10 protein-coding genes and 1 pseudogene are annotated in these 15,438 nt (G+C 41.1%); 5 read left to right on the top strand and 6 right to left on the bottom strand.

Going from position 1 to position 15,438, the window contains the following annotated elements; all coding sequences use genetic code 11:
- Positions 1-832 precede the first annotated feature (832 nt).
- Positions 833-1,072: pseudogene (gene tssD / locus LG003_RS14170) on the bottom strand (type VI secretion system tube protein TssD); the annotation flags it as partial.
- 328 nt (positions 1,073-1,400) lie between these two features.
- On the opposite strand from tssD, the gene LG003_RS14165 reads away from it, so the two are divergent.
- The 3 genes from LG003_RS14165 to LG003_RS14155 all read left to right on the top strand — a co-directional run bounded on the left by LG003_RS14165 (position 1,401) and on the right by LG003_RS14155 (position 4,420).
- Positions 1,401-2,201, top strand: a complete 801-nt coding sequence (locus LG003_RS14165) for a BPSS1780 family membrane protein (protein WP_240000912.1) — start codon at positions 1,401-1,403, stop codon at positions 2,199-2,201.
- A 1,445-nt stretch (positions 2,202-3,646) separates the two neighbouring features.
- Positions 3,647-4,168, top strand: coding sequence for a BPSS1780 family membrane protein (locus tag LG003_RS14160; RefSeq protein ID WP_262981011.1), 522 nt, complete (start codon positions 3,647-3,649; stop codon positions 4,166-4,168).
- A 54-nt stretch (positions 4,169-4,222) separates the two neighbouring features.
- Positions 4,223-4,420: a hypothetical protein gene (locus tag LG003_RS14155; protein ID WP_262981010.1), complete on the top strand. Its 198-nt coding sequence runs from the start codon at positions 4,223-4,225 to the stop codon at positions 4,418-4,420.
- 117 nt (positions 4,421-4,537) lie between these two features.
- On the opposite strand, the gene serS is transcribed toward LG003_RS14155, so the two are convergent.
- The 5 genes from serS to lrp form a co-directional block, all read right to left on the bottom strand.
- Positions 4,538-5,827 carry a serine--tRNA ligase gene (gene serS / locus LG003_RS14150; protein WP_112878978.1) on the bottom strand — a complete coding sequence of 430 codons (1,290 nt, stop codon included), beginning with the start codon at positions 5,825-5,827 and terminating at the stop codon, positions 4,538-4,540.
- 230 nt (positions 5,828-6,057) lie between these two features.
- Positions 6,058-7,401 carry a replication-associated recombination protein A gene (locus tag LG003_RS14145; protein WP_262981009.1) on the bottom strand — a complete coding sequence of 448 codons (1,344 nt, stop codon included), beginning with the start codon at positions 7,399-7,401 and terminating at the stop codon, positions 6,058-6,060.
- Positions 7,402-7,408: 7 nt separating this feature from the next.
- Positions 7,409-8,020, bottom strand: a complete 612-nt coding sequence (lolA, locus tag LG003_RS14140) for an outer membrane lipoprotein chaperone LolA (protein WP_112878980.1) — start codon at positions 8,018-8,020, stop codon at positions 7,409-7,411.
- A gap of 87 nt (positions 8,021-8,107) precedes the next feature.
- On the bottom strand, positions 8,108-11,452 hold the full coding sequence (locus LG003_RS14135) for a DNA translocase FtsK 4TM domain-containing protein (protein WP_262981008.1): 3,345 nt from the start codon (positions 11,450-11,452) through the stop codon (positions 8,108-8,110).
- A gap of 130 nt (positions 11,453-11,582) precedes the next feature.
- A complete protein-coding gene (lrp, locus tag LG003_RS14130; protein ID WP_011145896.1) occupies positions 11,583-12,077 on the bottom strand; it encodes a leucine-responsive transcriptional regulator Lrp in 495 nt (164 codons plus the stop codon).
- Positions 12,078-12,572: 495 nt separating this feature from the next.
- Between lrp and trxB the strand changes: the two genes are divergently transcribed.
- Together trxB and cydD are read left to right on the top strand one after the other, a co-directional pair.
- Positions 12,573-13,532: a thioredoxin-disulfide reductase gene (trxB, locus tag LG003_RS14125; protein WP_262981007.1), complete on the top strand. Its 960-nt coding sequence runs from the start codon at positions 12,573-12,575 to the stop codon at positions 13,530-13,532.
- 134 nt (positions 13,533-13,666) lie between these two features.
- The gene (gene cydD / locus LG003_RS14120; protein WP_262981006.1) at positions 13,667-15,436 is read left to right on the top strand and encodes a heme ABC transporter permease/ATP-binding protein CydD; all 1,770 of its coding nucleotides are present in this window, start codon (positions 13,667-13,669) and stop codon (positions 15,434-15,436) included.
- Positions 15,437-15,438: the final 2 nt, after the last annotated feature.

The raw sequence follows: 15,438 nt of genomic DNA, 5'->3' as shown, positions 1-15,438 counted from the left end.
ATGCTGATCTTCTTGATGGTTTAAAACGACAAGGTATAGAGACAATGAATTACAAAGATGTCGCTCTTGAAATTATAGGAGATGTGAACACTGTATATGGACAATACAAGTCATATTAGGGGGTAAAAATGGGCTACATATACATTATTTTTTCTTTACTCATACTTTATCCCCTATATTTCACTTTTAAAAAGCTGTTAATGTCTTATGACGTCTATGTTAACTTTTCAGCAGCATTGCTTTTGATAGCATTTATCGCGTTTCATCTATATGTCTTTAATTTCGACTATATTCCGTTTTTTGATGTATCTACTTCAGATGATGACTTTGTGTTTTATAGTTCTATTGTACTGGCTATATTGTGTAGTATTACATATATGATTGCACATGATAGAAGTAGAAAGAAGTTGTAATTGTTGAAAGTTAAATAGAACCTTCAAGCTTATGGTGATGCAGATACTATTTATAGACAATATAGATCATATTAAGGAATAAGATAGAAATGAGCTATGCATATATCATTTTTTCATTACTCATACTTTATCCCCTATATTTTGCTTTTAAAAATCTTTTAATATCTGATAATGTCTATGTTAATTTCTCATCTTTATTACTTGCAATGTCATTTATTTGTTATCATCTATATGTTTTTAATTTTGATTACATTCCATTTTTCGATGTATCTACAACTGATAATGATTTTTTATTTTATAGCTCTATTGTTTTAGTTATTATTTACAATGTTGTATACATGATTGCTCATGGTAAATATTATAGGAAAAACAAATGGTAATTTTGCCGGTAAAACAACACTATTTTACCGGCAAATAAATTAATAAACGCGATCATCCCAAATACTATAAGCACTTGTCCCTGCTATATGATGAGTCCATGTGATACTCTTATAACGTAAAGATATCGTTTCCTGCGGCTGTGCGCCAGCATGTGTTATCGAATGGGGGTGATAAACAGCTAAATCAACTATCGTCGCCTCAATTACCTTTATAGTGTAATATAACTCCTGAATCCCGGATTGATTCGTTCTATAAATATCAAAGATACCGTCCAATAGTAGGGCTTTCCATTCTACAGAAAAAAATACCCAATGGAATTAAAATCATTCCGATTTTATAGGTTAGAAATTAATTAAATTCAGCCATCAGTTAACATTGAAACACTTTATTACAATTATTATCAATTTGATACAATTAAAAACATTTAGCAACAATTTGTAGAAAATTATTTATATTTTCTGGTCTTCACTTATATTTAATACTTGTTGAACAATGGAATTAATATAATATGTTTACCTAATCTCTCAATCTGACTACATCTTCCAAGATGCAGCCAAAAAAGCGATTTAAAATATTATGAATCAACAAACTTAATTGGAAAAATATATGGAACACCAAAACCTAAACTTAAGTCCCAATGTTATACCCGAAGATAATCAGGAAGTATTCATTCCTGATGGTCAGTCCCTCAGTAGCATAGAAGGTGTAAAATGGATAGGCCAAGCATGGCAACTTGTCAAGAATAAATGGGGCATGTGGATACTGCTCTACATTATCTATTCTATGTGTATAGCTGGTTTAGTGCTTATTCCTTTCCTTGGGATATTTACCTGTATTTTTAACCCTGTATTTATCGGTGGCATGATTGCCGTGTGCGAAAAACAGAGGACTAGCGGAGAATTTGAATTAGGACTACTCTTTAGCGGATTTCAGAAAAATTTTGCGTCACTGCTCAGCGTTGGTACTTTAATGCTTGGTATTATACTCCTCGGTGTTATCGCAATGTTTATTGTCGGTGGTAGTGCCATAATTCATATCCTATTAGCCGCCGCTCAACATGGTGAAATCTCAGTAGAAATGCTCCAAAATAGTCTGCCCTCATTATTTCTTGGTGTTTTTATTCTGATGGTTTTCTCAATTGTGAATGCTGCATTGACCTGGTTTGCACCAGCGTTAATTGTCATCCATAACTTGAAATTTAGTGCTGCCGTATCAATGAGCTTGGCAGCGGTGAAAAAGAATTTATTGCCCGGTTTATTATTCTTTATCACCGTAACAGTCATTTTCATAATCTCGCTAATGACTTTTGGTTTAGGTTTTCTAATTTCTATGCCAGTACTTTTAGTCAGTTATTATTCCTCCTACCGCAGCATTTTTATCGGTAAGGAAAAATCATCCACATTTTAACTAGCTAAAAAATACTTAGGCTGACAAGCCTCGCTATTTAAAACGAGGTTTGTTTTTTTATGATGCCATTTTTCCCCGATTAAACTCGTTTAAGCTGCATTTTTATCACAGAGCGTCAACCACTTAAGGATCGTTTAAAACGAATAAAAAAATTCGAAGTTATACTGATATTGGAAGAAAAAACATCAGGGAAAACGGGTCTAAACTGATTAACAAAGTGACAAAATGACAAAATGACAAATCACTGCATTAAACAAACTTGCTTAAACAAAAGATTTTACATAGTTGTAATACGTTTTCGAAAAATCAGATAAGTCATTAAAAGAAGCCGGAAAATTCTTAGATTAACAGCAAAAAATAGAACCGTTTAACAAGATTAAAAACTATTAAAAAAATGGGCCTTGATTTTAATACCATTAATGCCAAACTTTAAAAAAGTACAGGCGCTAAAAATGGTTTATTCCCTGTCATGTTTAATACATTTATCGACGATTTTATCCCCCGCTCATTTTACATTTATTTAACCTGCCGTAATCATTTAAAAGCACAAATATAGAGTTATTAAAAATTTTATATAAAAAAGATTTAATTAAATATACGAATCCTGTTACTCACAGCATTATTATGTGGCATTGATTATGCCAAACCGCGATATCTTAAATACTCAAAATTAAACTTAATATAAAACAGGCATCAAAAGTGGTAAAAACAACCGTTAAAACCTTATACTGATTAAAATCAGAAGTTAAAACAATGATTTTTAATAACAGGTTTAAAATCGGCCTATCATAAATCTATCGTTGAAAAATGAAAAACAAAAATAGACTTTATTAATGCTTATATCCCATGAAAAAGGATAATAAGGATAATAAGGATAATAAGGATATAAATAGTTTAATCAGATAATCTATTTTCCAAAAACAACTATCTTTAATGATGTTTTCAACTACAAAAGTAAATTTTCTCATAAACCAGTTAAATAATCTATGATGAAAAATCGGCATTGAAATATAAATATTAATTAATTTATATGATAGAAACCACAATATATTACAAAGATAGCTTAGTTATTTAGGTAATGAAAAAACCACTTGTTGAAGTTAAAAAACAGACAGCAACGAATTGCTTGAAAATACATCACATCATTAGTTAATTACTCCTATTTAGTGCTTGTTGATTAATAAATTTAATATATTATACTTGCCAGCTTTTTACAGCTGACTGTAACTTTGAAGATGCAGACAGAAAAAGCGATTCAATAAATTACAAGTTAATAATTAAATTGGAAAATACATGGATAATAAGAACCTAAATTTTAATTCCAACGCTATATACCCTATGGATTTCAAGATGCATCGCGACGGCAAGGGAGTGAATCCCCGGGAGCATAGGTAACTATGTGACCGGGGTGAGCGAGTGCAGCCAACAAAGAGGCAACTTGAAAGATGACGGGTATATACAACAATCAAGAGGTATTTATCCTTGGAGGTCAATCCCTCAGTAGCGTCGAAGGTATGGGATGGATTAGTCAAGCATGGGGTCTCGTCAAACGTAAATTAGGTATGTGGATACTACTTAGTATCATTTATTTCATTATCATATCTGGTTTACAGCTTATTCCTTTCCTTGGGATATTTGCAGGGATTTTGGGTTCAGTACTAGCTGGAGGCATTATTGCTCTGTGTGAAAAACAGAGAACTACCGGAGAATTTGAACTAGGGCTGTTATTCAGCGGATTTCAGCAAAACTTTGCGTCACTACTTGGCGTTGGTGCCTTATCATTTGGCATTATGCTTCTTGGTATCATAGCAATGTTTATTCTCGGCGGTAGTGCCATGATTAACATCTTCTTAGCTAGTCAATATGGTGAAGTTCCTACTGAAATATTCCCAAGTGATCTGTCTCCATTACTTCTTGGTGTCTTTATTCTGTTTATCTTCAACATCATTGCTGCTGCTTTAACCTAGTTCGCACCAGCATTAATCGTTATCCATAATTTGAAATTTGGTGCTGCCGTGTCAATGAGCCTAGAAGTTGTGAAGAAGAATTTATTACCCGGTTTCCTATTCTTTATTATCTTTGCGTTAATGACGACACTTTCTATAGTGACTTTCGGCTTAGGCTTTTTAGTCACTATACCAATATTTTTCGCCAGCTATTATTCATCTTACCGTAGCATTTTCATCAGTAAGGAGAAGTCATCGACTTTAGTTAACTAAAAGATAAAGATACATTTATTATTTACTGAATTTGGTAATTTTATTTTCAGTAAATTTGTAATTAATAAAATAGACAGCAAAAAGCGCCAAATCTGGCGCTTTTCATTAATACAATAATCAACCAATATATTCCAAACCACCCATATATGGACGCAATACTTCGGGTATTTCAATACGACCATCGGCTTGCTGATAGTTTTCCATAATGGCAACCAGAGTACGGCCAACTGCCAAACCAGAGCCATTCAGGGTATGGAGTAATTGAGTTTTCTTATCTTCTTTGCCACGGAAACGTGCTTGCATACGGCGCGCCTGGAAATCCCACATATTAGAACAGGAAGAGATTTCACGATATGTGTTCTGAGCCGGTAACCACACTTCCAAATCATAAGTTTTACACGCGCTAAAACCCATATCACCGGTACACAATAAAACTTTACGATATGGCAGGTTCAGTAATTGCAGTACTTTCTCTGCATGTCCTGTCAATGCTTCCAATGCATCCATTGATTCATCAGGATGAACAATCTGAACCAACTCAACTTTATCAAACTGGTGCATACGGATCAGGCCACGAGTGTCACGGCCATAAGAACCCGCTTCTGAACGGAAGCAAGGGGTATGAGCGGTCATTTTCAATGGCAATTCATTTTCATCCAGAATGTCACCACGAACCAAGTTGGTTATCGGAACTTCAGCAGTTGGGATCAGCGCGTAATGGCTTTCCGCCTCTTCTTCCAGCGGCTTAGTATGAAAAAGATCTTCACCAAATTTCGGCAATTGACCCGTACCATATAAGGTTTCATGGTTTACCAAATAGGGAACATAAGTTTCCAAATAGCCATGCTGTTCTGTGTGAAGGTTTAGCATAAATTGCGCCAAGGCCCGATGCAGACGGGCAATTTGCCCTTTCATCACCACAAAGCGTGAACCGGTTAGTTTAACCGCAGCGGCAAAGTCCAGACCATTGGTCAATTCACCTAATGAAACATGATCTTGAATTTCAAAATCATATTTACCTGGCTCACCCCAACGGCTCACTTCCAAATTGTCGTTCTCATCTTTACCTACCGGTACAGAGTCATCTGGAATGTTAGGGATACTTAAAGCCAAATCACGGATTTCAGCTTGAAGTTTTTCCAGTTCGGCTTTCGCTGTATCCAACTTTTCACCTAACTGGTTCACTTCCTGACGTAGCGGATCAATATCTTCACCACGGGCTTTTGCTGCACCAATAGCTTTCGATCGGGAATTACGTTCTGCTTGCAGGGTTTCAGTTTCAACTTGTAAAACTTTACGGCGCTCTTCTTGTTTGCGCAGCGTATCCACGTCAAGGGTATAACCCCTGCGAGCCAGTTTTTCGGCGACTGCGTCTAGCTCATTACGCAGTATGTTTGGATCGAGCATGCTAGTCCTGTGCTTGTCGTTATTAAGTTATACCCGTTATCTTTCAAGTTGCCTCTTTGTTGGCTGCACTCACTCACCCCGGTCACATAGTTATCTATGCTCCCAGGGATTCGCTCCCTTGCCGTCGCGATGGATCTTGAAATCCATTGGGTATAGATGATGTGAATAGGCCCACACAAGTTGATGGGCCATAAGATATTTTACCTGCCAACCTTACCGCAACAATAATGTTAGCGATAGCGTTTTATCGGGCTATTTTGATCCTGTTCAGCAAGCCAGGCGAGTTTATCGCCTATTTTACCTTCTAATCCTCGGTTAGCCGGATGATAATAACGAGTTTCCCGCATCTCAGGCGGAAAATAAACTTCACCCGCAGCATAAGCATTAGGTTCGTCATGGGCATAACGATATTCCTCGCCAAGCCCCATCCCTTTCATCAATTTTGTCGGTGCATTGCGCAAATGTGCGGGAACATCATAATCAGGTTTTTCCTTCGCATCAGCCATTGCTGCTTTAAAAGCGGTATAAACAGCGTTACTTTTCGGTGCACAAGCAAGATAAACAATAGCCTGAGCAATCGCCCTTTCACCTTCTGCCGGCCCAACACGGGTAAAACAATCCCATGCAGCAATCGCTACCTGCATTCCTCTAGGATCGGCATTACCAACATCTTCGGAAGCAATAGCCAATAAACGACGGGCAACATATAATGGATCACCACCGGCAGTAATAATTCGAGCATACCAATAAAGCGCAGCGTCAGGTGCAGAACCACGAATAGATTTATGCAGTGCTGAAATCAAATCGTAATAACGATCACCTTTATTATCAAAACGCGCACTTCTCTCTCCACTGACTTCTTTCAATAGCCCCGGTGTCAAAACCCTCAGCCCCTGAGCATCGGTTTCTGCCACATCCGCCATCATTTCAAGCAGATTCAGTGAGCGACGAGCATCGCCTGCAACCAGTTCCGCCACCATACGACGGGTGTTTTCAGGCAAAACGATATTCTGTCCACGATAACCACGCTCTTTATCATTCATAGCCTGCTCAAGAACCTGCTCAATCTCTTCTGTTGTCAATGACTTAAGTAGATAGACACGCGCTCGTGAAAGTAATGCGGAATTCAGTTCAAAAGAGGGATTTTCTGTCGTCGCACCAATAAAGGTGATCGTGCCATCTTCAATGTGTGGCAGAAAAGCATCCTGTTGGCTTTTGTTAAAACGATGTACTTCATCAACAAACAGGATAGTTCTACGCCCTGAATTCCGGTTCTGACGCGCTTTTTCAATCGATTCACGTATCTCTTTGATACCGGAAGTGACCGCAGATATCCGTTCAACATCAGCCTGAGCATAATGCCCAATAATTTCAGCTAATGTTGTTTTGCCCGTCCCCGGTGGCCCCCATAAAATCATGGAGTGCAGTTGTCCAGCCCGGATAGCCCTTGGCAGAGGTTTTCCTTCAGCGAGTAAATGCCGCTGCCCGATATATTGCTCTAATGTCATCGGCCGCATACGCGCGGCCAATGGCTGAAATTCATTTTGAGAAAAATTGAGTGACAGGTTGTTCACTTAAACCTCACTGGCGCTGATCATCCAGCGTAACGCCTTTCGGTAGCGTAAAACTGAACTTTGCCGCATCCACATGGGTATTTTGCTGCCCTTTTAATTGATAAGCACTCTTTTGTCCATCCTGCTCAATAGCAGAAAATTTTTGGATAGTGCCATCCATCGTAACGGTAATCGAGAAACGTTTCAGATTACCAGTGACATTATTCGGCGTCAGTTCAAAATCATTCCCTTGCTGGCTAATTTTATATTGGGACCAATCTTTAGCATCGTTACGAGTAATTAACATAAACGGCGTGTTACCTGTGGCATCTTTCAACCAATTAGCCGTTACCTGCTCAACAAATGGATTATAAAACCACAATGTTTTACCATCCGATACCAAGACACTTTCATCAGGTGATGTCATATGCCAGTTGAATAGGTTTGGACGTTTCACCCACAATTGCCCCTCGCCTTCCTGAATTGTTGCCCCATCATCACTGGTGACGGTTTGAGTAAAGCTGGCATGAAAACTATTTACTTTACCCAAACGTTCCTGCAAATTCTGGCTGGCATTTGCCCATGCCACATTGATATTCATGCCAACCATTAAACAACCAATCAATATCAGCTTTTTCATGTAAGAGATACCTTTCTCAACGTTATTACTTCTTTCTCAACGTTATTACCTGAGTGATTTACTATCAGAGTTTTCAATATTCAATAATTAGTGCTCATGTGGCGGTGGGGCTAATACTTCACGATTACCATTATGACCCGGAGCACTGACAATCTGTTGTGCCTCCATCTGTTCCACAATACGCGCCGCTCGGTTATAACCAATACGGAATTGACGCTGGACGCCAGAAATCGAAACTCGTCGTTTTTCCGTCACGAATTGAACTGCCTGATCAAACAGGGCATCCAACTCTTCGTCGCTATCAAGACCCAAGCCACCTTCAGCATCATCACCACCACTGAGAATGCTGTCAACATACTCTGGACGACCGCGAGCTTTCCAATCATTAACCACTTTATGAACTTCCTGATCCCGAACAAATGCACCGTGAACACGCACCGGAATCGAGGAGTTTGGCGCCAGATAAAGCATATCCCCCATGCCTAACAAAGATTCAGCGCCGCCTTGATCAAGGATGGTGCGGGAATCAATTTTGCTGGAAACCGTAAAGGCAATACGAGTCGGAATATTGGCTTTAATCAGACCGGTAATAATATCGACAGATGGACGTTGAGTCGCCAGAACCAGATGGATACCAGCAGCACGCGCTTTCTGTGCTAATCGGGCAATCAGCTCTTCGACTTTTTTGCCGACGGTCATTATTAAGTCAGCAAATTCATCGACCATAACAACAATATACGGTTCTTTTTTCAGCACCGGATGAGTAGCATCCATGCTGTCACCCGGCTTCCAGAATGGATGAGGAATTGGGCGTCCCATCTCTTCTGCCTGCTTAACCTTTTCGTTATAACCCGCCAGATTACGCACACCCAATGCAGACATCAGTTTATAACGGCGTTCCATTTCACCGACACACCAGCGCAGTGCATTAGCAGCATCTTTCATATCGGTAACAACTTCGGTTAACAGATGCGGAATACCTTCATAAACCGACAACTCCAACATTTTCGGGTCAATCATAATAAAGCGGACATCCTCTGGTTTTGCTTTATAGAGGATACTGAGGATCATAGCGTTGACACCAACAGATTTACCCGAACCGGTTGTACCCGCCACCAGCAAGTGCGGCATTTTACCTAAATCAGCGACAACCGGCTGGCCGCCAATATCTTTACCCAACACAATTGTCAGTGGTGACGGATTATCGCGGAATTTTTCACAATCCAATACTTCACGCAAATAGACCGTCTGGCGCTTTTTATTCGGCAATTCCAAGCCAACATAAGGTTTACCCGGAATCACTTCAACAATACGCACAGCGACCGCTGATAGAGAACGTGCTAAATCTCTTGATAAGTTGGAAATACGTGAGGCTTTAACACCCGGAGCCAAATCCAGTTCAAACCGGGTAATCACCGGACCGGGTGAAAAACCCACAACATCAGCTTTAACTCGATAATCACTCAGACGCACTTCAATCAAACGGGACGTTTGCTCAAGGGCAAACATATCAACGGGTTCCTCTTCTGCTAAAGGACTGGTTAGCAGATCGAGCGAAGGCATTGGTGTCGTTGGTTTTGGCAACGGTTGATCGTTACGAACTAAAAACGGATGGAATAAGCTATCTTGCTGCGGTTGCTGCGGTTGCTGCGGTTGCTGCGGTTGCTGCGGTTGCTGCGGTTGCTGCGGTTGCTGCACAACATTGTGTACAGGTGCTGGCGCAAAAGCAATTTCTGTGGGTCGTTCTGATTGATTTTCCGGTGCTGATTGAACAGAAGGCATAAATAACGGCTCTGCCGGCTCTTTTTCAACTAAATCTTCAACCGGTGAAAAGTTATTTAAAATCGATAAACTCTCCAGAGCAGAAAGCTCTTTTTTCTCCTGGTGACCTTGCTCCTGATAACGCTTATATTGCGGCTGCTCAACTGTCTGTTTGACAGTCTCTGTCGCTGTTTGAACCCGTTTTTCCACCGAAGGCTCATTTTCCAGCTCAAATAGATTCTGTCTTATCTGAGGCTGGATTGGAGTCTGTTCTTCTGTATCCGCCGTAATACGATAACGCTCGCGCTGTTGTTCAAGAAACTGCTGACTCAGCAACGCTTCTTGCTGTTTATCAGACTCAATATCATCATCCGCTCCACCTACTCCTACTTGTTGTTTGACCTCTTCTTCACGCTGTTGTTCTGCAAGACGTTGTGAAGGCACTTTAATGCCATACAGTTCACGGCGGGTTGGAATACGGACAGGATTAGGACGGGGTAGCTCTGGCCCGATTCCTTGCTTAACCTGAGAGTTGCCTGTTATAACCATTGCAGAGGTTGAGGTTGCTGCTACAGCATTTTTTGGTTCTGTTTCAAGCATAAAAGTGAAGGTGTCGCTGCCATTCCGGCTATTTTCGACGAGCTCAAATGTTGGCGTCGCTTCACGATTAAATTCAGATATAGGTTCAAAATGGTACTCAGCAGGCGTTTCAAATACATAACGAACAGGTTCGTCATTATTCTTTTCACTCTCTTCTACTAATGACTGAGGCCGTGCAATATCATCGGATGTATTAACCAGAATTTCAGGTTCAGCATCAATATCAGCCATATTAGTGGTAGGAATATCTATTGGCTGTTCTTGTTCGATTTCTGCTTTCACCGATTCTGGTTCGTCCAGTTCAGCTTTTGCTAATTCTACGGCTGAAGGTGCTGTAAATAGTACATCATCATGATCAATATCAGCCGCTGTAAATTCAGATTCTGTTTTATCATCGGCGGGATCTTCCCTCTCAATAGCCGTTTCACCGTATGGCATATATTCCTGTTCATTACGGCTACGATTGGTAATAAATCCTATTGCTCCCAGAATTACTGCTCCCGTTTTTTCAGCAATGGTTAACCATGACCAACCAGTAAATAACGTCAACCCAATTGCCCAAATACACAGCAAGACCAAAGTTGCACCTAATTCATTAAACCAGGGCAACATCGCACTACTAAACAGACTGCCAATAATACCGCCGGAAGCAAAGTAATGGAGATCGTCAACATTCAGTGCCGCTAATCCACATGAAGTCAAAACGATTGCCAATGCACCAATAACGCGCAAAGCCAACGCAAAGAAATCGACATACTCTCGGTCATCATGTTGCTTAAAAGCAGTCCAGCAACCCAATATCATCACTGGCGGGATGACATAAGCTAGAATGCCAAATGCAGAAAACAGCGTATCGGCCAGCCATGCACCCACACCACCACCCAAATTATGCACTGGCTCATGCCATGCAGTCTGAGACCAACTGGGATCAGAAGGGTTAAAACTGACAAGTGCGACCAGCAGATAAACCGCTAGGATAACAATGACAAGCAACACAGCTTCTAACAGCCTGCGCCCACTATTCAGTCTCTTTAATTTAATATCTTTATCTTCTGTATATTCCTGGCTCAAGAAAGGCTCTCCAGGTTTCCTGTTAATTTAACGGAACAACGCCGAGATAGCTCAGCGTTGAAACTGTATGCATAAACAGGAGTGTACCTAAGTTTTTCCAGTTTTGCACCTGTACATTTTTGGTAAGATTTTAGCGAGTCTTAATGACCAAACGATTGCTCTGCTTAACTTCTTCCATCACAACATATGTGCGGGTGTCATTAACACCTGGCAAACGCAACAAAGTTTCGCCTAGCAACTTACGATAAGCTGACATGTCTGGTACGCGAGTTTTCAATAGATAGTCGAAATCACCGGAAACTAAGTGGCATTCCTGAATCTCTTCCAATTTTTGTACAGCAGCGTTGAATTGTTCAAAAACATCTGGAGCACCACGGTTTAAGGTAATTTCAACAAATACCAGCAAAGATGCATCCAAATAGTGAGGATTCAGCAATGCCGTGTATCCAGTAATAAACCCTTGGCGTTCCAGACGACGAACACGCTCCAAACACGGGGTTGGAGACAAACCTACCCGTTTAGACAGTTCTACATTAGAAATTCGCCCATCTTTCTGTAGCTCATTTAGGATATTACGATCTATGCGATCAAGATCTTTTCCCGGACGTTTTTTATTATCTATCATTTTGTTGATCTCTCTTTATTTTCCTACACCCATAACATTTTCCCCTATCTCTTGAGTTTGAGTTGGAAAAGATGTCTTAAAGTTAAAGCCTCGCTCTATCAGCGTGCAACTCACAGGCCATTTTTTTAATGCTACACTAGAGGGAATTATCCGCATGTCGATTTTTATAGAAACGAATTTAGCGAGGTGGATAATTATCTCTTACAGTGATGTTTTCGCAAATGCACAGCCGATTGTCAAAGTAAATGAGCAAAAATCAGAACAACCTGTGGAACAAATTTTCAGTTAATCGTTTCGATAGTCTATCATTAATTGAAAACGAGCAAATAAAATCCAAACAGCACTAAAAGGACACTTTTCTCAGGTTAAAATCATTGTTAGTTAATATCTATCGGTAAAATCGTTAGTAACATGAGTCTTTTAACTTTTTTTACCCTCCTATTTCTCCTACAATCGTTCGATATTCGATAGGTGATAAATGGAAATGAGGTATTCATGAGCGCCGCCAAACACCACAAACTCATTATTCTTGGCTCCGGTCCAGCAGGCTATACCGCTGCGGTTTATGCTGCCCGAGCAAATTTAAATCCGGTTCTTATTACCGGGGTTGAAAAAGGCGGTCAATTGACTACAACCACCGAGGTCGAAAACTGGCCAGGCGATCCTGAAGATTTGACCGGCCCAGGGTTAATGGAGCGCATGCACCAACATGCTGAAAAATTCCAAACTGAAATCATTTCTGACCATATTCAAAAAGTTGATCTACAAAACTGGCCTTTACGCCTTTATGGTGATGAACAAGAATATACCTGTGACGCACTGATTATCGCAACAGGTGCTTCTGCCCGTTACTTAGGTTTACCTTCTGAAGAGGCATTCAAAGGGCGTGGTATTTCAGCCTGTGCAACTTGTGATGGTTTCTTTTATCGTAACCAGAAAGTCGCCGTTGTTGGCGGTGGTAATACTGCGGTAGAAGAGGCCTTATATCTGGCAAATATTGCAGCGGAAGTTCATCTAATTCATCGCCGTGATACCTTCCGTTCAGAGAAGATCTTGATTAATCGCCTGATGGATAAAGTCAAAAATGGCAATATCATCCTGCACACCGATCGTATTCTAGATGAAGTACTCGGTGATGATATGGGTGTTACCGGTGTTCGCCTACGCGATACCCAAAGTGGCGCTACAGAAGAATTGGCGGTTACCGGCACCTTCATTGCTATCGGCCATACTCCCAATACCACTATCTTTGAAGGCCAATTAGAACTGGATAATGGTTACATCAAAGTTCAATCCGGTTTACAGGGTAACGCCACTCAGACCTCTATTCCCAGTGTATTCGCCGCCGGTGATGTCATGGATCATACCTACCGACAGGCAATTACGTCCGCCGGTACAGGTTGTATGGCAGCCCTTGACGCAGAACGTTTCCTGGATGGGCTAGCCGCTAAATAAATTCTTTTTCTTTCAAGGCGCTATTTCGGTAGCGCTTTTTAACATGTAACATATCAGCAGGATGTTGACACATAGGATATGTCCAGCCTTTTGGTACACCATTACTCTCACCTGTTAAATTAGAATTTTTCCTTATGGACAAAACAAGACAGTATGAATTGGTTCGCTGGCTGAAACAGCAAAGTGCCCCGGCCCAACGCTGGCTCCGCCTGTCCATGTTATTTGGCTTAATCAATGGATTATTGATTATTGCTCAAGCCTGGCTACTGGCCTCAATTCTGCAAGCTTTAATCATGGATAATCTTCCACGCGAGCACATTACGAACGAATTTTGGTTGCTAGCAGCCACCTTTGTGTTACGAGCTATCATCAGTGCCATTCGGGAACGAATCGGTTTTATCTGTGGCAAAGTCGTGCGTCAGAAAATCCGCGCTATGGTATTGGATAAGCTGGAACAACTTGGCCCAATGTGGGTTAAGGGTAAACCAGCCGGTAGCTGGGCAACCATTATTCTTGAGCAGATAGAAGATATGCAGGATTATTATTCCCGCTATCTGCCACAGATGTCTCTCGCCGTCATAATCCCTATTCTTATTCTGATCACCCTATTCCCTGTTAACTGGGCTGCCGGGCTAATTTTATTCGCTACTGCTCCCCTGATCCCGCTATTTATGGCGCTGGTTGGTTTAGGCGCCGCAGACGCTAATCGGCGTAATTTTGTCGCATTAGGGCGGTTAAGCGGTAATTTTCTTGATAGGTTACGTGGGTTAGAAACGTTGCGCTTGTTTTATCGCGGCAAAGTAGAAATACAACAAATCAACGAATCCACCGAAAACTTCCGTTGCAGAACGATGGAAGTGCTGAGATTAGCGTTCCTTTCCTCTGCGGTGCTGGAGTTCTTTGCAGCCATTTCTATTGCCGTTGTCGCTGTTTATTTCGGTTTCTCCTATTTGGGGGAGCTTAATTTTGGCAGTTACGGGATGGGTGTTACCCTGTTTGCCGGTTTTCTGGTGTTAACCCTCGCCCCAGAATTTTTTCAGCCATTACGCGATCTGGGTACTTATTATCACGCTAAAGCACAGGCGATTGGGGCCGCCGAAGCATTAGTGACTTTATTGAGCAGTGATGGTGAATATGCACCTGCCGGTGGTGATAAAACACTTCCCCCCCAAGATCCGTTGACCATCATTGCTAATAATCTGGAAATTTTGGCCCACGACGGCAACCGGCTTGCTGGCCCGTTGAATTTTACTATAGAGAAAAATCAACGGGTGGCATTAATTGGTCAAAGTGGAGCAGGTAAAAGTTCCCTCTTGAATTTACTGTTAGGGTTCCTGCCCTATCGTGGTTCAATACAAATTAATGGCACCGAACTGTGTGAGTTGGATCAACAGAGATGGCGTAATCAACTGAGCTGGGTTGGACAAAATCCACATCTGCCTGAGCAGACTTTGCTTGATAATATTCGTCTGAACCAACCTAATGCCAATCAACAACAAATCCATCAGGTTATGGAACAAGCATACGTCATCGAATTTATTCACGATTTACCCGATAGGCTGAATACCATCATCGGTGATAATGCAGCACGATTATCCGTTGGTCAGGCCCAACGTATCGCTGTTGCCCGTGCCCTATTGAAACCTTGCCGGTTATTATTACTGGATGAGCCTGGCGCCAGCCTGGATGCGCATAGCGAACAACAGGTGATGGAAACACTCAATCAGGCATCTCATCATCAGACGACCCTGTTAGTTACCCATCAATTGGAAGAAACGCTGGAATATGATCAGATTTGGGTCATGGAAAAGGGGTTGATTATTGAACAGGGAGATTACCAGTCGCTAAGCCAATCTCAAGGGGTATTCACCCGCCTGTTATCCCATCGAAGTAAGGAGCTGTAATT

This window comes from Photorhabdus kleinii (genome assembly GCF_025384885.1).
GTDB lineage: Bacteria > Pseudomonadota > Gammaproteobacteria > Enterobacterales > Enterobacteriaceae > Photorhabdus > Photorhabdus kayaii.
Note: the sequence above shows the minus strand (reverse complement) of the source record. Positions and strands in the feature narration are given on the sequence as shown.

Coding starts and splice junctions, on each gene's coding strand:
- LG003_RS14165 (WP_240000912.1), top strand. CDS start 1,401: ATGGAACACCAAAACCTAAACTTAAGTCCCAATGTTATACCCGAAGAT.
- LG003_RS14160 (WP_262981011.1), top strand. CDS start 3,647: ATGACGGGTATATACAACAATCAAGAGGTATTTATCCTTGGAGGTCAA.
- LG003_RS14155 (WP_262981010.1), top strand. CDS start 4,223: ATGAGCCTAGAAGTTGTGAAGAAGAATTTATTACCCGGTTTCCTATTC.
- serS (WP_112878978.1), bottom strand. CDS start 5,827: ATGCTCGATCCAAACATACTGCGTAATGAGCTAGACGCAGTCGCCGAA.
- lolA (WP_112878980.1), bottom strand. CDS start 8,020: ATGAAAAAGCTGATATTGATTGGTTGTTTAATGGTTGGCATGAATATC.
- lrp (WP_011145896.1), bottom strand. CDS start 12,077: ATGATAGATAATAAAAAACGTCCGGGAAAAGATCTTGATCGCATAGAT.
- trxB (WP_262981007.1), top strand. CDS start 12,573: ATGAGCGCCGCCAAACACCACAAACTCATTATTCTTGGCTCCGGTCCA.
- cydD (WP_262981006.1), top strand. CDS start 13,667: ATGGACAAAACAAGACAGTATGAATTGGTTCGCTGGCTGAAACAGCAA.